The sequence below is a fragment of the Sphingomonas sp. SRS2 genome (assembly GCF_000971055.1).
Taxonomy (GTDB): Bacteria; Pseudomonadota; Alphaproteobacteria; order Sphingomonadales; family Sphingomonadaceae; genus Rhizorhabdus.
Genome location: NZ_LARW01000104.1, coordinates 23,990 through 46,634, shown reverse-complemented (window position 1 = coordinate 46,634; position 22,645 = coordinate 23,990). Strand labels below are relative to the sequence as shown.

Annotated in this window: 19 protein-coding genes; 9 read left to right on the top strand and 10 right to left on the bottom strand. The window is 64.4% G+C overall.

Annotation, left to right across the window (positions count from 1 at the left end; all coding sequences use genetic code 11):
* Positions 1 to 71 precede the first annotated feature (71 nt).
* From ntrX to dusB, 5 genes are all read right to left on the bottom strand, one after another.
* A complete protein-coding gene (gene ntrX, locus WP12_RS15720; RefSeq protein ID WP_046194629.1) occupies positions 72 to 1,460 on the bottom strand; it encodes a nitrogen assimilation response regulator NtrX in 1,389 nt (462 codons plus the stop codon).
* Between the two features lie 3 nt (positions 1,461 to 1,463).
* A complete protein-coding gene (locus WP12_RS15715; RefSeq protein WP_443027881.1) occupies positions 1,464 to 3,722 on the bottom strand; it encodes a sensor histidine kinase in 2,259 nt (752 codons plus the stop codon).
* 140 nt (positions 3,723 to 3,862) lie between these two features.
* The gene (gene ntrC / locus WP12_RS15710; protein ID WP_046194627.1) at positions 3,863 to 5,320 is read right to left on the bottom strand and encodes a nitrogen regulation protein NR(I); all 1,458 of its coding nucleotides are present in this window, start codon (positions 5,318 to 5,320) and stop codon (positions 3,863 to 3,865) included.
* Positions 5,317 to 6,438: a two-component system sensor histidine kinase NtrB gene (locus WP12_RS15705; RefSeq protein ID WP_046194626.1), complete on the bottom strand. Its 1,122-nt coding sequence runs from the start codon at positions 6,436 to 6,438 to the stop codon at positions 5,317 to 5,319. The genes ntrC and WP12_RS15705 overlap by 4 nt, the downstream gene beginning before the upstream one ends.
* Positions 6,414 to 7,415: a tRNA dihydrouridine synthase DusB gene (dusB, locus tag WP12_RS15700; protein ID WP_046194625.1), complete on the bottom strand. Its 1,002-nt coding sequence runs from the start codon at positions 7,413 to 7,415 to the stop codon at positions 6,414 to 6,416. Before dusB ends, WP12_RS15705 begins: the two co-directional genes overlap by 25 nt.
* Positions 7,416 to 7,499: 84 nt before the next feature.
* Between dusB and WP12_RS15695 the strand changes: the two genes are divergently transcribed.
* Positions 7,500 to 8,648 (top strand): bifunctional 2-C-methyl-D-erythritol 4-phosphate cytidylyltransferase/2-C-methyl-D-erythritol 2,4-cyclodiphosphate synthase, encoded by a 1,149-nt coding sequence (locus WP12_RS15695; RefSeq protein ID WP_046194624.1) that lies wholly within the window; start codon positions 7,500 to 7,502, stop codon positions 8,646 to 8,648.
* 15 nt (positions 8,649 to 8,663) lie between these two features.
* On the top strand, positions 8,664 to 9,200 hold the full coding sequence (locus WP12_RS15690; protein ID WP_046194623.1) for a CinA family protein: 537 nt from the start codon (positions 8,664 to 8,666) through the stop codon (positions 9,198 to 9,200).
* Here WP12_RS15690 and WP12_RS15685 read toward each other — a convergent pair.
* Positions 9,137 to 9,622, bottom strand: coding sequence for a type II toxin-antitoxin system RatA family toxin (locus WP12_RS15685; protein ID WP_046194622.1), 486 nt, complete (start codon positions 9,620 to 9,622; stop codon positions 9,137 to 9,139). The genes WP12_RS15690 and WP12_RS15685 overlap by 64 nt on opposite strands.
* The gene (lipA, locus tag WP12_RS15680; protein ID WP_046194621.1) at positions 9,622 to 10,560 is read right to left on the bottom strand and encodes a lipoyl synthase; all 939 of its coding nucleotides are present in this window, start codon (positions 10,558 to 10,560) and stop codon (positions 9,622 to 9,624) included. Before lipA ends, WP12_RS15685 begins: the two co-directional genes overlap by 1 nt.
* A 67-nt stretch (positions 10,561 to 10,627) precedes the next feature.
* Here lipA and WP12_RS15675 point away from each other — a divergent pair, with 67 nt between their 5' ends.
* Positions 10,628 to 11,260: a carbonic anhydrase gene (locus WP12_RS15675; protein WP_046194620.1), complete on the top strand. Its 633-nt coding sequence runs from the start codon at positions 10,628 to 10,630 to the stop codon at positions 11,258 to 11,260.
* Positions 11,261 to 11,295: 35 nt separating this feature from the next.
* Entirely contained in the window at positions 11,296 to 11,712 is a 417-nt protein-coding gene (locus WP12_RS15670) for a hypothetical protein (protein ID WP_046194619.1), read from the top strand.
* Between the two features lie 118 nt (positions 11,713 to 11,830).
* Here WP12_RS15670 and ettA read toward each other — a convergent pair whose 3' ends face one another.
* On the bottom strand, positions 11,831 to 13,510 hold the full coding sequence (ettA, locus tag WP12_RS15665) for an energy-dependent translational throttle protein EttA (RefSeq protein ID WP_046194618.1): 1,680 nt from the start codon (positions 13,508 to 13,510) through the stop codon (positions 11,831 to 11,833).
* 106 nt (positions 13,511 to 13,616) lie between these two features.
* Here ettA and WP12_RS15660 point away from each other — a divergent pair, with 106 nt between their 5' ends.
* Together WP12_RS15660 and WP12_RS15655 are read left to right on the top strand one after the other, a co-directional pair.
* The gene (locus tag WP12_RS15660) at positions 13,617 to 14,999 is read left to right on the top strand and encodes a M20/M25/M40 family metallo-hydrolase (RefSeq protein WP_152664025.1); all 1,383 of its coding nucleotides are present in this window, start codon (positions 13,617 to 13,619) and stop codon (positions 14,997 to 14,999) included.
* A 5-nt stretch (positions 15,000 to 15,004) separates the two neighbouring features.
* Positions 15,005 to 15,874: an alpha/beta hydrolase gene (locus WP12_RS15655; protein WP_084691188.1), complete on the top strand. Its 870-nt coding sequence runs from the start codon at positions 15,005 to 15,007 to the stop codon at positions 15,872 to 15,874.
* Here the strand turns inward: WP12_RS15655 and WP12_RS15650 are convergent.
* Entirely contained in the window at positions 15,871 to 16,575 is a 705-nt protein-coding gene (locus tag WP12_RS15650) for a glutathione S-transferase N-terminal domain-containing protein (protein ID WP_046194641.1), read from the bottom strand. The two genes, WP12_RS15655 and WP12_RS15650, sit on opposite strands and share 4 nt — an antisense overlap.
* 68 nt (positions 16,576 to 16,643) lie before the next feature.
* Positions 16,644 to 17,978 carry a DNA recombination protein RmuC gene (locus tag WP12_RS15645; RefSeq protein WP_046194616.1) on the bottom strand — a complete coding sequence of 445 codons (1,335 nt, stop codon included), beginning with the start codon at positions 17,976 to 17,978 and terminating at the stop codon, positions 16,644 to 16,646.
* A gap of 134 nt (positions 17,979 to 18,112) precedes the next feature.
* Here WP12_RS15645 and WP12_RS15640 point away from each other — a divergent pair, with 134 nt between their 5' ends.
* The 3 genes from WP12_RS15640 to cysS all read left to right on the top strand — a co-directional run bounded on the left by WP12_RS15640 (position 18,113) and on the right by cysS (position 22,548).
* On the top strand, positions 18,113 to 20,158 hold the full coding sequence (locus tag WP12_RS15640) for an adenylate/guanylate cyclase domain-containing protein (protein WP_046194615.1): 2,046 nt from the start codon (positions 18,113 to 18,115) through the stop codon (positions 20,156 to 20,158).
* Entirely contained in the window at positions 20,142 to 20,900 is a 759-nt protein-coding gene (locus WP12_RS15635; RefSeq protein ID WP_046194614.1) for a hypothetical protein, read from the top strand. Before WP12_RS15640 ends, WP12_RS15635 begins: the two co-directional genes overlap by 17 nt.
* 115 nt (positions 20,901 to 21,015) lie before the next feature.
* On the top strand, positions 21,016 to 22,548 hold the full coding sequence (cysS, locus tag WP12_RS15630) for a cysteine--tRNA ligase (RefSeq protein WP_152664024.1): 1,533 nt from the start codon (positions 21,016 to 21,018) through the stop codon (positions 22,546 to 22,548).
* Positions 22,549 to 22,645 lie beyond the last annotated feature (97 nt).

Below are 22,645 nucleotides of genomic sequence, written 5' to 3'. Positions count from 1 at the left end.
CGGGACTGGGATCATGATATCGCAGCCAACCACCGACGTCCATCTCGCAGTTGCAGCATTTTTCTAACCTCTCATTCGATCTCGTCTTCGCGCGGATCGACGAGGCCCAGGGTCTTGAGCTTGCGGTGCAAGGCAGACCGTTCCATGCCGATGAACGTCGCAGTCCGGGAAATGTTGCCCGAGAAGCGGCGAATCTGGACGCGCAGATATTCGCGCTCGAAGGTCTCACGCGCCTCGCGAAGCGGGGTGCCCATGATCGAACGCGCCGCCTCCCCCGGCGCGAGCCGCGCCTGATCGCTCAGCACTTCGGGCGGCAGCATGTCGAGCTCGATCCGTCCGATGCGATCTCCCGGCGCCAGGATGATCGTCCGCTCAACGATATTGCGCAACTGACGGACATTCCCCGGCCAGTCGTAGGTCTGCAGCGCGCCGACCGCATCCTCGGTGACGGTGGGGGTCGGCACGCGGCGCTCGGAAGCGAAGCGGGCGACGAAATGTTCGACCAGCGCGGGAATATCCTCGCGCCGCTCGTTAAGCGCGGGAATATGCACCGGCACGACGTTGAGCCGATAATAGAGATCCTCGCGGAAGCGGCCGCCCTCGATCTCATCGGCCAGGTTCCGCGCGGTCGCCGACACGACACGGACGTCGACCTTCACGATGCGCTGCCCGCCGACGCGGTTGAACGCCTGTTCGGTAAGCACCCGCAATATCTTCGCCTGCGTGGTGAGCGGCATGTCGGCGATCTCGTCGAGGAACAGCGTGCCGCCATGCGCCTGTTCGAGCAGGCCGGGGCGCAGCAATTCGCCATTCTCCTCGACGCCGAACAGCTCCTCCTCGACACGCTCGGGCTCCATCCGCGCCGCGCTGACGACGATGAAGGGCGCCTGGGCGCGGTTGCTCCACAGATGGAGAAGGCGTGCGGCAACCTCCTTGCCGACGCCCGCCGGACCGCTGATCAGCACCCGGCTGCCGGTCGCTGCAACCCGCTTCAGCGTGGCGCGGATCGCGTTGATCGGGCCCGAATTACCGGTCAGTTCGTCTTCCTGGCCGATCTGGGCCTTCAGGGTGGCGTTCTCGCGCCGCAGGCGATCGGTCTCGGTCGCGCGGCCGACGAGCAGCAGCAACTGCTCCGCCTCGAATGGCTTTTCGATGAAATCGGTCGCGCCCCGCCGGATCGCGGCCACCGCCGTGTCGAGATTGCCGTGACCCGAGATCATCAGCACCGGCAGCGTCGGATCGCGGCGCTTGATCTCGTCGAGCAGGTCGAGCCCGTCGAGGCGGGAGCCCTGGAGCCAGACGTCGAGCAGGACCAGCGACGGCCGGCGCTCATCGAGCGCGGCGAGCGCGGCGTCGCTGTCCGCCGCCGTGCGCGCGGTATAGCCCTCATCCTCGAGTACCCCCGCCACCAGCTCGCGGATGTCCGCCTCGTCGTCGACAATCAGGATTTCCAGCGCCATGCCTCAACTTGTTCCAATTCTTGTGAGTTCGGGAATTTTTGCCTGTTCGGCGTCGTGTCCGTCGCCATCGCCCTGATCCGGGTCGAGGCTGCGCAGCGCTTCGAGATCGAAATCGAGTTCGACGAGGGTGCCCCCCCCCGGCCGATCGCGGAATGCCAGCGTGCCGAGATGGTCCTCGACGATCTTGCGGACGATCGCCAGCCCCAGCCCGGTGCCGCGCTTGCGCGTCGTCATATACGGCTCGGTGATCTGGTTGCGCTCGACCGGTAGACCGGGGCCGTTGTCGGCGAGGACGAGGCGCAGGCGCCGGCCATCGGCCCGGATCGTCATTGCGATCACCCCAGGAGCCTGCTGGTCGACATTCTCCTCGATCGCCTCGACCGCATTCTTGACGAGATTGGTGAGCGCCTGGCCAAGCTGGCGGCGATCGCAGACCATGACGGGCGCAAGCTCTTCGCTGTCGAGGCTGAAGCTGATCTTCGGATGTGCGACCTCGTGAAGGAATAGCGACTGCCGTGCGATATCGACGAGCGCCTCCTCACGGAAGGCAGGCTTCGGCATGCGTGCGAAGGAGGAGAATTCGTCGACGATGCGCCGCATGTCGCCCACCTGGCGGATGATCGTCGCGGTCAGCCGCTCGAACACGCCGGGATCGGAAGTAATCTCTTTCCCGTAGCGGCGCTGGAGCCGTTCGGCCGCCAGCTGTATCGGGGTCAGCGGATTTTTGATCTCGTGCGCGATCCGCCGCGCGACATCGGCCCAGGCTGCGCGACGCTGATCGGCGAGGCGCTGGGTGATGTCGTCGAACGTCAGAACATGTGCGCCTTCAGCCGCGACACAGCGCACCGCCAGCGTGCGCGGCTCGCCTTCGACGACGATCTGCACCACCACCTCGCGATCACCACTGTCGATGACATGATCGAGTTCGGCGGAGAGATCGGCGAGCGCAACGCCTTCCGCATTCTCCTCCAGCCAGAGCATCGCCCGCGCGGACGGATTGACCAGCGTGATCCGCCGTTCCCCATCGACCGAGATGATGCCGGCGGTGACACCCGACAGCACCGCTTCGATAAAAGCGCTGCGGCTTGCCAGCTGACTGTTGGCAGCGACAAGCGCTCCGGTCTGCTCGCCCAGCTTACGGGTCATGCGATTGAACGCGCTGCCGAGCGTGCCGATCTCGTCGGGAGTCGGTGCATTATGAACCCGCGCGGTGAGGTCGCCTGCCGCGACGCGCCGCGCGGCGGCCACCAGTTCGTTGACCGGACGGACCAGCCTGTCGGCCACCGTGATCGCTACCCAGATGGCGATGGCGAGGATCAGCAGCGAGATGACCATCAGGACGATGTTGAAGCGCAGCTGCAACGACCGCGCGCGCTCGATCGTCGCGACATAGTCGCCCAGCGCCGAACGCGCCCGCGCCGCCTGCGCCAGGATGTCGCGGTCGGACTGGCGCGAGATATAAAGATAGGTCTTGCTCGCGGCGTCGAGCAGAATCGTGCCCTCGATGCGATCTCCCGCCTCGGCGGTTATCCGCGGCTGCCCGCCCTTCAGAAATTGCAACGTCTCGAGCGGGAGACGCTTGTCGAGCGGCCGCTTGTCGAGATTGGCCAGCGCGATCAGCTGCGGGGTGCCGCTACTGTCGATATTGATGATCGCCGCTTCGGACAGGCCGCGATAGACAACCTGACGCGCGAAGAAGGGCGCGAAACGCGGATCATCGACGGTCGTCGCTGTAAGCGCGCCGCGCAAATCCCCTGACGTCGCCAATATGTCGCCGAGCAAGCGCTCCTTGCTCTCCTTCACATAAGCCTGCGCGACGGCCTCCGAACTCGCCAGCACCACGCGCGCCTTGTCCGAAAACCAGAATTCGGTGCCCACCTGGAACAGCAGCGACGCGAAAACCACGACCAGCAGGGTCGGGACGGTAGCGATCAGCGAGAAAAATGCGACCAGTCGGACATGGAGCCGCGCCTTGCCGCCCAATTCGGAGCGCGCGGCGCGCTGCTGCGCCACGCGCCGCGCCGCCAGCACCATCAGGCCCATGAAGGCGATGAGATTGGCGCCGAGCATCAGAGCCACGACCGACGGCGAGATAGGCACCTCGGGTCCGCCACTTGCCGTAACGATGCGATAGCTGACCACAACGATCAGCAATGCCGCGATCGGCACCAGAAATTCGAGCAAAGAGATCAGCCGGCGCGGTCGCCACGCTGTCGCCGCACGTCTTCGAAACCGCTTATATGCGAGACCTAAATCCGCCATCGTGGCTCGATTACCACAAGGGCGTGGCTTCTGGAACACAGTATCGGTGTAGCTTGGCGACGGTAAGCCCCGCATCGGCAGCTATTCCGGCATCGGTCAGGAAAAGTCAGGTCCGATCGGCGAGCGCGCGCGCCCGCGCTTCAATCCCCGCGCCGCGCCGCGCCTGCGTCGATTGAAAGGTCGGTCAGCTTCTTGCGCAAGGTGTTGCGGTTGATGCCGAGCAGGCGCGCCGCGCGCAGCTGGTTGCCCTTGGAGGCGGCCATGCTGAGTTCCAGCAGCGGCCGTTCGACCTCGGCGAGAACGCGATCGTACAGACCATCGGGCGGCAGATCACGGCCGAAGGTGGCGAAATAACGAGCCAGATGTTGCTCGACCGCATCAGCGAGCCCGCCACCCTGCCCGCTCGGCAGCGGCGCATTTTCCATCTGCACCGGCTGCTGGAACTGTTGCTCGACAATCGTCGCGGTAATCACGTCCTCGCGGCTCAGCACCGCGAGACGGCGCATCAGATTTTCAAGTTCGCGGACATTGCCCGGCCAGCCATATTGAATCAGCCTCGTGATGGCGCCGGCATCCAGAATCTTACGCGGCAGGCCATCGGCGGCGGCGCGATCGAGGAAGAAGCGCGCCAGTTCGCCGATGTCTTCGCCCCGCTGGCGCAGCGCTGGGAGCCGGATCGGCACGACGTTGAGCCGGTAATAGAGATCCTCGCGAAAGCCGCCATCGCCGATAAGGCGCGGCAGATCCTTGTGGGTCGCGGCGATGATGCGGACGTCCGCGCGGATCGAGCGGGTACCGCCCACCGTGGTGACCTCGCCCGCCTGCAGCACCCGCAGCAGCCGCGTCTGCGCCTCCATCGGCATGTCGCCGATCTCGTCGAGAAACAGCGTGCCGCCCTGCGCCTGCTCGAAGCGGCCGGCGGTGCGCGCCTGCGCTCCGGTGAAGGCGCCGCGCTCATGCCCGAACAGTTCGGACTCGATCAGCTCGCGCGGGATCGCCGCCATGTTTATCGCGACGAACGGCGCTGCGGCGCGCGGTCCGAAATCGTGGATCGCGCGCGCGACCAGCTCCTTGCCGGTACCCGATTCGCCCAGCACCAATACGGTCAGGTCGTTGGCGACGACGCGAGCGATCGTCCTGTACACCTCCTGCATCGGCGGCGAACGGCCGATCAGCGGCAGGTCCTCCGCGCTTTCGGGATCACGCACGGCACTGCCGCTGGCGGCGCGCGCGGCGAGTGCATCGGCGACCGCTCGAGTCAGCTCGCCGAGATCGAAGGGCTTGGGAAGATAGTCGAAAGCGCCCTGCTCCGTCGCACGCAGCGCTGTCGTGAAGGTATTCTGCGCCGACAGCACGATGATCGGCAGGCCAGGGCTCTTTTCGAGCACTTCGGGTATTATATCGAGGCCGTTGCCGTCGGGCAGCATGACGTCCGTGACCAGAACCTGCGGATCGAAACTGGCGAACAGCCGGCGCTGCTCCGCGACCGAGGCCGCCGTCTCGACGACATAGCCCGCGCGGCGCAGCGCCTCCCGCACGACGGTGCGGATCGCACCGTCATCGTCGACGACGAGGACGCGCCCACCCAATATGGTCATGCAGTCACCCTCGCCCTTGGCAGCAACAGACGGAAAACGGTCTTCGCCGGGCTCCCCTCGCGTGCATATTCGATGATCCCGCCCTGATCCGACACCAGCTTTTCGACCAGTGCGAGGCCGAGCCCGCTGCCCGTCCGCTTAGTGGTGACAAAGGGATCGAACAGGTGCCCCTCGATCTCTTCCGACGCGCCAGGGCCTTCATCGATCACGCATAGCTCGATTGGCAGCGGCTGGCGCGTGTCGCCATCGGCACGGCGCATCGACACGCCGTGCCGATAGGCGGTGGTCAGCGTGATCGTGCCAGGCTCCTCACCCATCGCCTCCGCGGCGTTCTTGAGCAGGTTGATCAGGATCTGGACGAGCGAATCGCGATGACCGAGCACCGCCGGCAACGAAGGATCGTAAATTTCGCGGATCGTCCGGCCGTGCGCGAAGCCCTTCAGTGCGACCTCGCGCGCATGCCCGAGGATCGCGTGGATATTCTGCGGGGTCATCTCGATAGGTCGGGTGTCGGTAAAGCCCTGCATCCGGTCGATCAGCGCGGTGACGCGATCGACCTCCTCGCGAATCAGCCGCGTCAGGCCGCGAGACTCATCGTCGCAGGTCGTTTCAAGCAGCTGCGCGGCGCCGCGCACCGCCGAAAGCGGGTTTTTCACCTCATGCGCCAGCATTGCCGCCGCCGCGACTGCGGTGCGCGTGCCACCCTCGCGATCGGTCGACCGCGCGCCCAACGCGCTGCGCGCATGGCCATGGATCGATACAACGCGCCAGCCAAGCCGGTCGGACAAGGGCGCGACCATCAGGTCGACCCGCATCGGCCGGCGCGCTGGCAGGAATATCTCGATATCATATGCGGCGAAGGGCGCGTCGCTCGGCATCGACGTCAGCGGATGGCCGATCGCGTCGAAGATCGCGCGGCCGACGATCTGGCTGCGGCTGAGATTGAACAGCGATTCGCAGGCGGCGTTGACCTCGACAACCTCGCCGTCCGGCGCGACCACCAGCAGGGCCGTTGCCATTGCCGCCATGATCTCGCTCGCCGACGGAGGATCAAGCGGCTTTTCAGCCGCGGCGCCCCGCCGGGCGAACCGGATCAGGCCGCCGCCCGAGAGAGCCATGGCTTGTAGAATTCGCGGAGCATCCCCAGCACGACATCGGCGTCGGGCTGTTGGTTGACGGTGTTGCGGAAATCGGCCGAGCCCGGCAGACCCTTGGTATACCAGCCGATGTGCTTGCGGGCCATATTGACCCCGACTTCCTTACCGTAGAGTTCGAGCATGGCGTTGTAATGCGCTGTAATCAGGTGATATTGCTCTTCCAGGCTCGGGTCGGGCCGTTGCTCGCCCGTCTCCAGATAATGCATCACCTGCGACAGCAGCCATGGGCGGCCATAGGCGCCCCGGCCGATCATCAACCCGTCGGCCCCCGACTGGTCCAATGCAGTGACGGCATCGTCGACCGAACAGATGTCGCCGTTGACGATCACCGGAATCGACACCGCGTCCTTCACCCGGCGAACGAATGCCCAGTCCGCCGAGCCCTTGTACATCTGACAGCGGGTGCGGCCATGCACCGTGATCATCTTGACCCCGACATCCTGGGCGATCCGCGCCAGTTCGGGCGCGTTGAGGCTGTCATGATCCCAGCCCATACGCATCTTGAGTGTAACCGGCACATCGACCGCCTTGACGGTGGCCTTGACGATCTCGACCGCGAGATCGGGCGTGCGCATCAGCGCCGAGCCCGCATCGCCATTCACGACCTTGCGGACCGGACACCCCATGTTGATGTCGATGATCGCGGCGCCCCGATCCTGGCTGAGCCTGGCGGCCTCACCCATTTCATAGGGCGTGCAGCCGACGAGCTGCATCGACACCGGCTCCTCGGCCGGGTCCCACAGCGCCTTCTGGATCGACTGGCGGGTCTCACGGATCGCGGCCTGGCTGGCGATCATCTCGGTGACGTTCAGACCCGATCCATAGCTCCGCACGACCTTGCGGAACGGCAGGTCGCTCACGCCGGTCATCGGCGCGAGAATCACGGGGGTGTCGATCCTTATGGGACCGATATCGATGGGACGCAGTCTGGGAGTCATGTCAGCCATTTTGCCTAAAAAAGCGGCACACCCCTAGCTGTAAAGCGGCTGGCGGGCAAGCACCGCCTCGGCTAAGCCGCCGCGATGCAGGGCAAGCCCAGAACAGCCGCGCTGATCGTCGCCGCCGGACAAGGCGCGCGCGCGGGTGGCGATCTGCCGAAGCAATATCGAACCGTGGCGGGCAAGCCAGTGCTGGCGCACGCGGTCGATGCGCTGACCAGCCATCCCGCCATAGATATCGTCCAGGTCGTCATCGGCGCGGGACAGCAGGCGCTGTACGATAGCGCAATCGGATCGCGCGCGTTGCCCGTAGCCGTAACCGGCGGTGCGCAGCGCCGCGATTCGGTCATTGCCGGCCTCGAGGCGGTCGATGCCGAGATTGTCCTCATTCACGATGCGGCGCGCCCTTTCCTGCCCGGTGGAGTCGTCGATCGACTGATCGACGCGCTCGCGAGTGCCGATGGCGCGGTCCCCGCGCTGCCGGTTGCCGATACGCTCGCGCGCGGCGATGGCCTTCTCGGCGACAGCGTGGCGCGCGACGGGGTGTTTCGTATCCAGACGCCACAGGCGTTCCGCCGCGACGCGATCCTCGCCGCGCATCGGACGTGGGACGCGTCCCGCGAAGCGACCGACGACGCGCAGGTCGCCCGCGCTTACGGTCTCGACGTCGCAATTGTCGAAGGGGATCCCGCGCTTGAAAAGCTCACCTTTTCCGCCGATTTCGCCAGGACCGATGGAATGCAGACGATGATCAGCCGCACCGCGATGGGATTCGACGTCCACGCCTTCGCCGAGGGCGAAGCGATCCATCTGGGCGGCATTCGTATCGCGCACGATCATGCACTCGCGGGGCATAGCGATGCCGATGTGGCGCTGCACGCACTGGTCGACGCGCTCCTCGGCACGATCGCGGCGGGCGACATCGGCAGCCATTTTCCGCCCAGCGACCCGCAATGGCGCGGCGCGAACTCGGCGATTTTCGTGGCCAGGGCGCATGAGCTGCTCGGCGAGGCCGGAGCAATCATCGATCATGTCGACCTGACCATCATTTGCGAAGCGCCGAAGATCGGGCCACACCGCGATGCCATCCGCACACGGATCGCTGAAATGCTAGGGCTTTCGATCGCGCAGGTCAGCGTCAAGGCAACCACTACCGAGCGGCTGGGTTTTACCGGTCGGCGCGAGGGTATCGCCGCGCAGGCGATCGCCACCGTGCGCGTGCCGCACATCTAGGAACAGGACATCATCGTGCCCGAACATCACGACAGCATCCTTCCCGCCGAACTGATCGACGCCGCCAGGCGCGTGATCGACGCCAATCGCGCCGCGGGGCGCAAGGTCGCGGTCGCCGAAAGCTGCACCGGCGGCCTGGTCGCCGCAGCGCTTACCGAGATTCCCGGGTCGTCGGATGTGCTGGGCTCGTCCTTCGTCACCTATTCGAACGAGGCCAAGGTCTCCATGCTCGGCGTCTCGCTGGAACTGATCGAGACGTTCGGCGCGGTCTCGATCGCCGTTGCCTGGGCTATGGCGCGGGGCGCGGTACAACGGAGCGACGCCGACATCGCGGTCGCGATCACCGGCGTCGCGGGGCCCGGTGGCGGGAGCGAGAAAAAACCGGTGGGAACGGTGGTGTTCGGGCTGGCGCTCAAGGGCGGCGACTCCGAGGATATCGCCGCGGACAAGCGTCATTTCGGCGATCTCGGACGCGGCGGCGTCCGTCTTCAGGCGGCGCTATGCGCGCTCGAACTGCTGATGCCCGGCGCGGCCTTGACCGACGACGCGTAGAGCTTAGCGGCGCGCTCTTCGAACGCGCCGATCATCATCCGCAAAGCGCGGTCGAATACCTGCCCGGCCACCATTTCGAACAGCCGCGACTTGAACTCGAACTCGATCGCGAAATCGACCAGCGTGCCGCCCTGCCCGTCGCTTTCGAAGCTCCAGTCATTGTGGAGATATTTCAGCGGGCCATCCACATAATCGACGTGGATTTCGGAGGGTCGGCGCTTGCTCACCTTCGAAGTAAATTTTTCTCGCAGCGCCTTGAAGCCGACCATCAGGTCCGCGACCATTTCGCTATCGTTATTGGACCTGATACGCACCGCCGACACCCAAGGCAGGAACTGATCATAAGACGCAACGTCCGCGACCAGATCGTACATCTGCTCGGGCGTATAGGGCAGTCGGCGGGTTTCGCTGTGGCGGGGCATCAGACGGTGACGATGGCTGCCTTGCGCGCCAGTTCGGCGTTGCGGGCATCGCGCAGCTTCGCGAAGTCGTCGCCGGCATGGTAGCTCGACCGGGTCAGCGGGGTCGCGGCGACCAGCAGGAAGCCCTTGGCGCGCGCGATAGCGGCATAGGCATCGAAGGTCTTCGGCGCGACGAAGTCGATCACCTTGGCGTGCTTGGGGGTCGGCTGCAGATATTGCCCCATCGTCAGGAAGTCGATCTGCGCGGAGCGCATGTCGTCCATCACCTGGTGCACCTCGAGCCGCTCCTCACCGAGGCCGACCATGATGCCCGACTTGGTGAAGATCGTCGGATCGAGCCGCTTCACGGTCTCCAGCAGCCGCAGCGACGCATAGTAACGCGCGCCGGGCCGAATCGTGGGATAGAGCCGCGGCACGGTTTCGAGATTGTGGTTGTAGACATCGGGCCGCGCCGCGACGATCGCCTCGATCGCGGCATCCGCCTTGTTGCGGAAATCCGGGGTCAGTATCTCGATAGTGGTCGACGGCGTAGTCCGGCGCAGCGCCTCGATGACCTTGACGAACTGGCTCGCGCCGCCATCGCGAAGATCGTCGCGATCGACCGAAGTGACGACGATATGCTCAAGCCCAAGTTCGGCAGCGGCGTCGGCGACATGCTGGGGTTCGGTCGTATCGACCGCGCGCGGCATCCCGGTCTTCACATTGCAGAAGGCGCAAGCCCGCGTGCAGGTGTCGCCCAGGATCATCACCGTCGCATGCTTCTTGGTCCAGCATTCGCCGATGTTCGGACAGGCGGCCTCCTCACACACCGTATTGAGGTTCAGCTTGCGCATCAGCGCCTTGGTATCGGTGAAGGCCTGACCCATCGGCGCCTTCACCCGAATCCAGTCGGGCTTGCGCGTGCGTTGCGGGGCGGGGTTCTGCAGGGCGTCGCTCATAGGGTGCCAGATAAGGCATCAGCGGCCCACTTGCCAGCCCCTCCCGTCAGGATTAGGGCCTCACGCCATGACCGACTTTTCCGGCCTCGTCGAAGGTTATCGCCGCTTCAAAGCTACTGGATGGCAACAGCAGCGCCAGCGCTGGAGCGAATTGGCGGAGGCGCAGCATCCCAAGCTCATGGTGATCGCGTGCTCGGACAGCCGGGTCGATCCGACGATCATCTTCGATACCTCGCCCGGCGAGATCTTCATGGTCCGCAACGTCGCCAATATGGTGCCCCCCTTCGAGACGAGCCCGGGCCATCACGGCGTGTCTGCCGCACTGGAGTTCGCCGTTACCCAGCTCGAAATCCCCGAGATCGTCGTGCTTGGCCATCAAAGCTGCGGTGGTTGCGCGGCAGCGCTGAGCCAGCGGTTCGACAACAAGGCCCCCGGCGAAGGCGGCTTCATTTCCGACTGGATGTCGCTGCTCGACGAGGCCCGCGAAAGGGTCGTCGCCGCGCATGGGACCGGCCCCGAAGCCGTGCATGCCCTCGAACTGGAAGCCGTCAGGGTATCGATCGCGAACCTGCGTACCTTCCCGTGCATTCCGATTCGCGAGAATGCCGGAAAACTGCGCATTCACGGCGCCTATTTCGGCGTTGCGGACGGCGTGCTCCATATCCTCGACGAAGGGGACGGAAACTTCCACCCGGCATGATCGTTAAGGCTCCAACCAGTTGAGAGGAGCTTATCATGTTCGCCCGTTCGATCCTCGCCATCACCGCGCTGATCGCCGTCGCCCCGCTGGCGGCGCAAAGCGCCGACAAGAACGACGCTGCGCATCAGGCCGCCGATGCTCATGAAGTGCCGCAGACGCAGTCGCTGAACAATCAGGTCGGCAGCGCCATCACCCAAGCGCAGACCAACAACGCGGTCGCGCAGGCGCAGAACGATATCAATCAGGAACAATATGCCGCCGACAAGGCTGCCTATGAGCAGGCACTGCGCGATCACCATCGCGAGGTATTGTCGACCGACGCCACCTTCATCCGGCAGCAGCAGGCCTATGCCCTGGCGATGCGCGACTGGCGAGCCCAGGTCGCGATGTGCAAGAAGGGTTACAAGAGCGCCTGCGACCTGCCCGCGCCCGACCCAATGAAATATATGTAAGAGGGCTCGTGGGCCCTCCTACATATGGTATGCCAGCGCGGGCTGGCATCTCATGAGGCGGTCACCAACCTCCTCTGAGATACCAGAATCCGCCAGTATGGCGTTGAATTAAATCAGTTTATCGTGTCAGCTTCTTGTAGGCGCTCGAACCCGGCCGACCGGCGGCATCGCCCAGGCGGCGGCGCTTGTCTTCCTCATAGCTCTCGAAATTGCCCTCGAACCATTCGACATGGCCGTCGCCCTCAAATGCCAGGATATGAGTGGCGAGGCGATCGAGGAAGAAGCGATCGTGGCTGATGACCACGGCGCAACCTGCGAAATTCTCCAGCGCATCTTCCAGCGCGCGTAGCGTCTCGACGTCGAGATCGTTGGTCGGTTCGTCGAGCAGCAGGACGTTGCCGCCCTTGCGAAGCATCTTAGCCATGTGGACGCGGTTGCGCTCACCACCCGAAAGCTGGCCGACCTTCTTCTGCTGGTCGGCGCCTTTGAAGTTGAACGCGCCGACATAGGCGCGTGTCGACATTTCGAACTTGCCCACGGTCATGATGTCATGGCCTTCGGACACTTCTTCCCAGACATTCTTCTTGGCATCGAGCGCATCGCGGCTCTGGTCGACGAAGCCCAGCTTAACGGTCGGGCCGATATCGATTGATCCGGAATCGGGCGTCTCCTGCCCGGTAATCAGCCGGAACAGCGTGGTCTTACCCGCGCCGTTCGGCCCGATCACGCCGACGATGCCGCCGGGCGGCAGCGTGAAGTCGAGACCGTCGAACAGCTTCTTGTCGCCATAGGATTTGCTCAGGCCTTCGGCCTGGATCACCTTGCCGCCGAGCCGCTCGGGGGTCTGGATGACGATCTGGGCCTTGCCCGGCGCGCGGTTGTTCTGCTTTTCGACCAGCTCGTCGAACGCACGGATACGCGCTTTCGATTTGGTCTGGCGCGCCTTGGGGCTCTGTCGGATCCACTCCAGCTCTTCCTTGATCGCCTTCTGGCGACCGGCGTCCTCGCGCTCTTCCTGATCCATCCGCTTCGACTTGGCATCGAGCCAGGACGAATAATTGCCCTCATATGGGATACCGCGGCCGCGATCGAGTTCGAGCACCCAACCTACGACATTGTCGAGGAAGTAGCGATCGTGGGTGACCAGGATGACGTTGCCGGCATAATCGATCAGATGCTGTTCGAGCCATGCGACGCTTTCGGCGTCGAGATGGTTGGTCGGCTCATCGAGCAGCAGGATATCGGGCTTTTCGAGCAGCAGACGGCACAAAGCGACGCGGCGGCGCTCACCGCCCGACAGGTCGGTGACAGGCAGGTCGCCGGCAGGGCAACGCAAGGCCTCCATCGCTATTTCAAGCTGATTGTCGAGCGTCCAGCCATCGACAGCGTCGATCTTCTCCTGGAGAACGCCCATTTCCTCCATGAGCGCGTCGAAGTCGGTATCGTCCTTGGGATCGCCCATCTCGGCCGAAATGGCATTGAACCGCTCGAGCATGTCGGCGACATCGCGGACGCCGTCCATGACGTTTTCCTTGACCGTCTTGTTCGGGTCGAGCTGCGGCTCCTGCGCCAGATAACCGACGGTCAGCCCCTCGGCGGCCCAGGCTTCACCGACATATTCGGTGTCCATGCCCGCCATGACCTTCATCAGCGTCGACTTACCGGCGCCGTTGACGCCGATGATCGCGATCTTGGTCCCCGGCAGGAACTGCAGGTGGATATTGTTGAACAGCGGCTTGTTGGCGCCGGGGAAGGTCTTGGTCAGACCTTTCATCACAAAACTATATTGCACGGCCATCGGGCGTGGACCTCTTGAGGCTGGATCGGGGCTGGAAATGTGCCGCCGCCACTAACGGACAGCCGGGCAATTGGCAAATGGCGAGCGAATGGATAGCTTCAACCCCATGTTGGAATTTTCAAAGTTCGCGCTTGTCGCCTCCGCTGCCCTTTCCTTCTCGCTTTCCGCTCAGATTGCGCCCCAGGAGGCCGCAAAATTGCGCGACGCCGCGCTGACCGACAGCCTCGCCTGGGAGATCACCGAAGGCCTGACCACCGAGATCGGTCCCCGCTTCGCGGGATCGGAGGCCGAGGCGCGCGCCCGTGACTGGGCGGTGGCGAAACTCAAGGCGCTCGGTTTCGCCAATGTCCGCATCGATGCTTTCGACGTTCCCTATTGGGAACGTGGCGAGGCGGCGGCGGAGATCGTAGCGCCCTTCCCTCAGCCGCTGACGCTGGCCGCGCTTGGCAATAGCGGTGCCACACCACCCAAAGGGCTGAAGGCGCAGGTAGTCGGTTTCGACAGCATCGAGGCGCTCCAGTCGGTCGACCCGGCCAGCATCAAGGGCAAGATCGTCTTCGTCACCCACCGCATGGCGGCTGCACAGGACGGATCGCATTATGGGCCGGTCGGCCTGATCCGCCGCTCCGGCCCCTCCATCGCATCGAAGCTCGGCGCGGCGGCGATACTGATCCGGTCGATCGGCACCGATAATCATCGGGTGCCGCACACGGGATCACAAAACTGGACCGATGGCGCGAGGCCGATCCCGGCGCTGGCGCTGTCAAATCCCGACGCCGATCAGCTCGAACGCGTCCTCAAGCGTGGTCAGCCCGTCACGATCGCCCTCAAGGTCACGGCGAAGACGGCCGGCACGCGTCCATCGGGCAATGTCATCGCGGAGGTGCCAGGGCGTGATCCGGCGGCGGGGATCGTCCTGGTCAGCGGACATCTCGACAGCTGGGACCTAGGCACCGGGGCGATCGACGATGCCGCCGGCGTCGCCGTGACCGCTGCCGCCGCCAAGCGGATCATGGATGCGGGTCAGCCCTTGCGCACTATCCGGGTCGTGTGGTTCGGCGCGGAGGAGATCGGCCTGCTCGGCGGCAAGGATTATGCGCTGAAGCACGGCGGCGAAAAGCATCATTTCCTCGCCGAATCGGATTTTGGCGCCGACCGGATATGGCGCTTCGAAACTTCGGTCGCCGAGTCTGCCCTGCCCCGGATGAAGGCCATCGGTACCGCGCTGGCCCCGCTCGGCGTCGTTCAGGGCGGCAAGAATGGGGACGCGAGCGGCTCGGATATTTCCGAGATCGCGAAGCTCGGCATGCCGGTGCTCGAACTGAGTCAGGACGGCACGCGCTATTTCGATTTGCACCACACCTCCGACGACACGCTCGACAAGATCGATCCCGTCCAGTTGCGCCAGAATGTCGCCGCCTGGACCGCGATGCTGGCGGTCGCGGCGAATGATCCGGTCGACTACGGGCCGGTGCCCCCGAAGAAATAGCGCGGATGATATCGCGGCCGCTCATCATCGTCGCGACGGTGGCGGCGGCGCTGGGGCTGATGGCCAGCTGGCATGTCGGGTCGCTCTGGATGACGGGCCAGCATAGCGCGGTTGCGCCTGCCAAATACCCCGCCCGCGATCTGAGGCTGCGGACGGCGGACGGCCTTGCCATCGCCGCCAGCTTTCGCCCCGGCCTGCACGATCGCGCGCCGGCCATTCTGCTGCTCCATCCCGCGCATGGCTCGCGCGCATCGACCGCCGACACCGCGGCCTGGCTGTCCCGGCTCGGCTATGCGACACTCGCCATCGATTTTCGCGGACATGGGGAATCGGATCAGGCGAACCGCACGTTTGGCGTTCGTGAAGCGCTCGATGCGCGGGCGGCTTTCGACTGGCTTAAACGGCATCAGCACGGCGCGCCGGTCGCGGTGATCGGCATCTCGCTGGGCGGCGCGGCCAGCCTGATCGGCGATGCCGGCCCCTTGCCCGCCGACGCCATGATCCTCCAGGCTGTCTATCCCGACATCAGACAAGCGGTCCGCAACCGCATCGCCCAACGCCTGTCAGCCGCGCCCGCTTATCTTCTCGAACCCTTGCTCAGCCTACAGCTTCCGCTGCGTTACGGCTTGTGGCCTTCCCGATTCTCGCCGCGCGAGGCGCTCGGGCGTTATCCCGGCCCGGTGCTCGTGATAGGCGGCTTACAGGATTCAGCGTCGACGCCCGCGGACAGCCGCGCCCTGGCAGCGGCAGCGGCGGGCCCGCACAGCCTGTGGCTCGTGCCGGTCGGCGATCATGCGGAAATGGTCAGCCTGAACAGTCCGGCCTATCGCCACCGGATCAGGACATTTCTCGAAAAGACGATGCCTCGTCCCTAGCCGCGAGCGGGTATCAGCAGTCCGCGCTGAACCGCCGGACGCGCGAGCCCCCGCTCAAGCCAGGCCGGCACATTCTTCAACGAGTCGAAATCGACCAGTTCACGTGCCTCGTAGAAGGTGATCAGGTTGCGCACCCAGCCCAGCGTAGAGATATCGGCGATGCCGTAGTCCGCACCCATGATCCAGTCGCGGCCTTCGAGCCGGCGATCGAGCACGCCGAGCAACCGCTTCGATTCGTCAACATAGCGCTGGAGCGGGCGCTTATCTTCGATCGCCTTGCCGGCGAACTTGTTGAAGAAGCCGATCTGCCCGAACATCGGTCCGATCCCTGCATTCTGGAAGAACACCCACTGGATCGCCTCATAGCGCGATGCGGGATCGGCGGGAACGAACTGCCCGGTCTTGTCCGACAGATATATCAGGATTGCGCCCGATTCGGACAGCGCGATTGGCTTGCCGCCGGGGCCGTCGGGATCGATGATCGCAGGTATCTTCCCATTCGGATTGAGTGAGAGGAACTCGGGTGTATGGCTTTGATTATCGGTGATATCTACCAGATGCGCTTCATAAGGCAGCCCGGTCTCCTCCAGCATGATCGAGGCCTTCACCCCATTCGGCGTGTTAAGCGAATAGAGCTGAATCCGGTCGGGATGCGCGGCGGGCCAGCGCTTCGTGATCGGGAATGCGGACAGGTCGGCCATGCTGTGCTCCATCTCGTTACGGTCGCATGGAATTGGGGATCGATATCCATTCCGGCAATAGCAGCCCATTAGTTGGGCAGGCTCTTGCCCTCCTCGGGCGCTACGAGCAGATCGACCACCGGCTCGCTGGCACGCGTCTCGATCGCGGCGGCTTCCTCGATCTCCTTGCCGCCGGTTTCGATGTTCAGGTCGCGGAATTTCCGCCCTGTGACCAGCACCCGCCCCTCGAAGCTCGCGACGAATTTGTTGTAATTCTCGACCGCGCTGTTGAGCCCGCCGCCGACGCGCTTGAGATGCGTCGCCGCGACCGAGAGACGCTCGAACATCTCCTTGCCAAGCTGGCCGATCTGGCGCGCCTCCTCCGCCATCTTCTCCTGCCGCCAGACGCTCGCCACGGTGCGGGCGAGCGCAACGAGGTTGATCGGACTCGCGATCAGCACGCGGCGCTCATGCGCCCAGTCCCACAACTCGGGGTCCTGCTCCATCGCGGCCGACAGGAAATGTTCGCCGGGAATATACATCACGACATAATCGGCGGCCTCGCCGAAGCGGTCCCAATAGCTTTTCTGGCCAAGCTGGGTGGCGTGAACGCGCAACGCCGCCGCATGCGCCTTGAGGAAGCCGAGCCGCGCGGCTTCATCAACCTCTTCGGTCGCGTCCATATAGGCGTTGAACGAGCATTTCGCGTCGATGATCAGCTTGCGGCCACCGGGCAGGCGCACGATCACGTCGGGACGGAGCCTGCCGTCCTCGGTATCCACCGATACTTCCGTCGCGAAGTCGGCATAGGGCGAGAGCCCCGCCAGTTCGAGGACATTGCGCAAGGATTGCTCGCCCCAGCGGCCCCGCGCCTTCGGGCTGGCGCGCAGGGCGTTGACGAGCTTGGCAGCCTCGTCGCGGACCTGCCCCTGCCCCACCCGCACCTGATCGACGGCTTCGCGCAGGCCGGCATAGCTGTCGACACGCTCCTTCTCGACGCGCTGAAGGCCTTCCTCATAGCGCTTGAGCGTAGACTCGACCGGGTTGAGCAGCGCCTTCAACTGCGCCTCGCTCTTCTCGCCCGCCTGGTGGAAGCGCTGGTCGGCGCGTTCGAGGAACTGGCGCTGCGCCTGATCAAGCAGCTTGCCGCCCACCTCGGCGAATTGGGCGGAAAGCTGTTCCTTGGCGTCCTGCAATTGCTTCAGCTGCGCCTCGAACGCCTCGTTGCGGGCCTGCCGCTCGCCGAGCAGCCCGGACTTCTCGATCTCGGCGCGGTTCAGGGCGTCGCGGGTCGCCTCGAGCGCCTTGCGCAAATCGGCCACCTCGCCAGCGCCAGCCGCCTGCATCCGGCCCCGGGCAAGCCAGCCCAGGATGAGCCCGAGCAACAGGCAAAATGGCAGGGCAATCGCAACGAGCGGTGACATCGAACAGGCTTTCCTAGGAACAGAAGGCGAACTGTGGCGGGCATGGGTTAAGTTTGCAAGCCCAACTCCGCGCTTCCCATCGCAGCGGTAAAGGCTAATATCGCCACGGGGTTCGTGAACGGGGGAAATAGGGGATGCCGGACAGCGTCGAGCGTGCGTCGATCGCGACGCGCCTGCGGGGGCTCGGCCCTCCGGTGCGCAAGACAATCAAGCAGATCGGCCCGACCCGGCTTGTCGTCACGGCGGTTTTCCTCGCCCTCGGCCTGCTCTTCGCCAAATATAGCTGGAACATCATGCTCGCCCGCGATGCCGAGCGGGCACTCTATGATGTCCGTGCGCTGCTGGCTGCAACGCTTGCCGAAACCGACCAGCGTATCGTGATGGTGACGTTCAACGAGGAGACGCTGCGGCTGACCGGCCGGCGATCGCCGCTCGATCGCGCGATGCTCGCCAGCGCGCTTATCCAGCTCGACAAGATGAAGCCCAAAGCGATCGGCATCGATATTCTGGTCGACCAGCCGACGCCCGAGGACCAGCAGCTGATCGATGCCTTCCGGACGATGCGGACCCCGACCTATCTGGGGCTGGCGACCAACGCGACGAACAAGGCGTTCATGACGCTCGATCAGGAAAATTTCCTGCGTGATTTCCAGAAGCAGACCGCCCCGGGCAACGTCCGTTTCACGAGCATTCGGGTACAGGCCGATCAGGACGACGTCATGCGCAGCTGGCCCGACCAGCCGCGCGTCCTCCCGCCGCTCATGGCCAACTCCCTGACCCAGGGCTTTCCCGAATATCGCGACCATCAAGGATCGATCCGCTACCGGCTTCCGGTCAATTTCGACCGGCCCGTCTTTGACAAGCTGCCGGTCGAACTCATCGCCAATCCCGATCTGGTCGAGGCGCTGAAGCCGCAGATCGAAGATCGCTATGTCCTGATCGGCGGCAATATCCCTGACGTCGATCAATTTCAGACCCCCGCCTCGCGCATGAAGGACCCCGTCACCGGCCTGGTAGGAGAGACCACGATCGGCCTCGAAATCCACGCCACCATGCTGGCCCAGATGCTCGACCATTTCATGTTCAAGCAGATTCCGGGATGGGGCCTGTGGCTGATCGCGATTGGCGTCGTCGTGCTGGGCGCGCTCACCGCGATGTCCAACATGAAGATCTGGAAGCTCAGCCTGATCCTGATCGTTCAGGCCGGCGCAGTCGTCGCGGTGCCCTTCATCTGGCAGTTCAACGGGGTCGATACGCAGGGACTGCCGGTATTCGGTTGGGCGATCGGCTGGATCTTCGCCTATTCCGCGGTGGGCACCGCCGCGCGCGGCATCGGCTCCGAGCAGCGCAACTTCGCAGCGTCGGCGTTGGGGAAATATCTGCCGCGCGACATCGCTGCGGACATCATGAAAAATCCCGAGCGGCTCCAGCTTCATGGCGAGAAGCGCGAGATTTTTGCGCTATTCAGCGATCTCGAGGGTTTCACCAAGCTCAGTCACCAGATCGAGCCGGAAATGGTCGCCTTCCTGCTCAACCATTATCTCGACGTGCTGTCGGAAACCGTCCTCGAATATGGCGGCACGATCGACAAGTTCGTCGGCGATGCGGTGGTCGCCTTCTGGGGGGCGCCGATCAGCCGCCCCGACGACGCGGACCGCGCTGTCAAATGCGCCGTCGCGATGTATGAAGCCGGCGAGAAGTTCCGCCGCGAGGCTCCCGAGGGTGTGCCGCCGATCGGCGTGACCCGGATCGGCGTCCATCGCGGCGAGGCTATCGTGGGCAATTTCGGTGGCGAGGGACGCATCCAGTACACCGCGCTCGGCGACTCGATGAACACCGCTGCGCGCCTCGAAGGCGCGAACAAATATCTCAAGACCAAGACGCTGGTCAGCGACACCGTCGTCGAGAAGTCGACTCTCGGCTATTTCCGGCCCATGGGTCGCATCGCGGTGTCGGGCAGATCGACACCGATGATTATCTACGAACCCGTCCCGGATTTTTCTGCAACGGCTGTGCAACAGTTCACAGACACGCTGCGTAGATTCGACGATGGGGACACCACTGCTTTGGCCGAGTTCGAACAAATGGCCGCTAATAATCCTGATGATAAGGCGCTCGCCAATCTGATAAAGCGCCTTCATGAGGTTGGACCGGGAGGTTATAGTGCTCTGGATAAATAAGCGCTCGTCGCAGGCGACAATTGCGGCACTCGCAGGACTGATGCTCGCCGGTACGGCCATGGCCGCACCGCTGGTCGTCCGTTCCGCGGGCCCTTCGGCGAAGTTGTACCCCGCCGGCAAGGCGGTTCCTGACAACACGAAGATCGTCCTGAAGGCCGGCGACACGATCGTCCTGCTGGACGGCAAGGGCACCCGCACGCTCAGCGGCCCCGGCAGCTTCAGCGCGACCGCCACGGCAACCGCGGCTGCTTCGACTGGTTCTACGCTCAACGCGCTCGTCTCGGGCGGCGGTGAGCGCCGCGCCCGCATCGGAGCCGTGCGCAGCGCCAGCGGCGTCGACAAGAACGCCGGCAAGAACCCCAACGTCTGGTATGTCGATATCGGACGTAGCTCGAACATGTGCATCGCCGACGCCTCGACGGTGACGGTGTGGCGTCCGGCCGCCGACAAGGCATCGACCGTTACGGTCAGCGGCCCGAACGGCGCCACTGGCACGATCGACCTTGCCGCCGGCCAGTCAGCCGCGCTGTGGCCGACGAGCCTGCCAGTGGTCGACGGCGGCGCCTATAAGTTGAGCTGGGACGGCGCCAAGGCCCCGACCGCACTCAAGTTCGTGGTGGTGAAGCCCACCACCGCCGGGCTCGAGGACATGGCGCAGTCGTTGATCAAGGCTGGCTGCACCGCGCAGCTCGATCTGCTGATCCAGACGGTGGCGTTGCCCGACGGCAATCCGAAGGGCTGATCGCGGCACAGCAGATGAAAAGGGGCCGGCGGGTATCTCGCCGGCTCTTTTCTTTTGCGCTCCGTACGACAAAATCCCTCTGGAGCCTTCGGCGATATCCCCTATGGAAGCGCGCATGACCGATGCAGCCCCCACCGGCGCCCCGTTGATGCTGTTCGACAGCCTGACCCGGGCGGCGCGCGCCTTCGAACCGATCGATCCCGCGATGGTGCGGCTCTACAGCTGCGGCCCGACCGTCTATAATTTCGCGCATCTCGGCAATCTGCGCGCCTATGTCTTCACCGACACGTTGCGCCGGACGCTCAACTGGAAGGGCTGGCCGGTCAATCATGTCATCAATATCACCGACGTCGGGCATCTGACCTCCGACGCCGATGAAGGTGATGACAAGATGGAGGCCGCCGCGGTCAAGGCAGCCAAGACGATCTGGGAGATCGCAGCCTTCTATACCGATGCGTTCAAAGGCGATCTGGCGGCGCTCAATATCCTGTCGCCGACGCTGTGGAGCGTCGCGACCGATCATATCCAGGACATGATCGCCTTCGCGCGGGAAATCGAAGCCGCCGGGGCGAGCTATGAGCTCGACAACGGCCTCTATTTCGACACGTCGAAGGTTCCCGACTATGGCCGCCTCGCCGGCGCTCGTGGCGATGAGGCCATGGGCCGCATTGCCGAGGTGGAGGGCAAGCGCAACCCGGCGGATTTCGCGCTTTGGCGACGATCTGCTCCGGGTGAGCAGCGGCAAATGGAATGGCTGTCGCCCTGGGGGCCGGGCGCGCCCGGCTGGCATCTCGAATGCTCGGTGATGAGCATGAAATATCTGGGGAGCCAGTTCGACATCCACACCGGTGGCATCGACCATCGCGAAATCCATCACTGTAACGAGATCGCCCAGAACCAGGCGTTCACCGGCACCGGCCAATCGGGCGCGAACTTCTGGATGCATAACAATTTCCTGGTCGCTCGCGGCGGCAAGATGTCGAAATCAAAGGGTGGCTTCGCGACCCTCGCCGGGGTGATCGCCAAGGGCGTGCATCCCTTGGCCTATCGACTGCTGTGCCTGTCGGCGCATTACCGCTCCGAACTCGAATTCTCACCAGAGGCGCTGGCCGCAGCGCTCACCCGGCTCACCCGCCTTGTCCTTGCCGCCGAACAGCTGCGCGACAAGGCCGGTACACCCGAATGGCTGCGGCTCTTTTCCGAAAGCCACGCCAGTAAGGGTGCATCGGTTGCCTATCAGCGCGCGGTTGTCGAATCCGGGCTCGGCGCGAAGGCGCAGGCGCTGCTCGCCGAGTTCGACGAGGCTCTGTCCGGCGATCTGATGGTTCCGCAGGCGCTGCCGCTGCTGGAACAGGCATTGTCGGACAAGGCGATCACCGCCGACGAGAAACTGCGCCTGCTTGCGACGATGGATCTGGCGCTGGGTCTCGATCTTCTCACCGTCCGGCGCATCGACCTGCGCCGCCGTCCATCCGACTCCACGATCACCGAGGACGCGATCGAAGCGGAGCTCGCCGCGCGCCAGGAAGCCCGCGCCGCCAAGGACTTTGCGGCATCCGACCGTATCCGTGACGCCCTTGCTGCACGCGGCGTCGCAGTGATGGATGGGGCCGGCAACATGCGCTGGGACTGGATTCTTGATATTTGAAACAAAAGTGCGGAATCAATCCGCAACAGATTGTAAAAAATCCTGTCCCCCGCTTCCGAAATGACATAGCAATCCCGCATCTTGCGAGGGCGCAGCA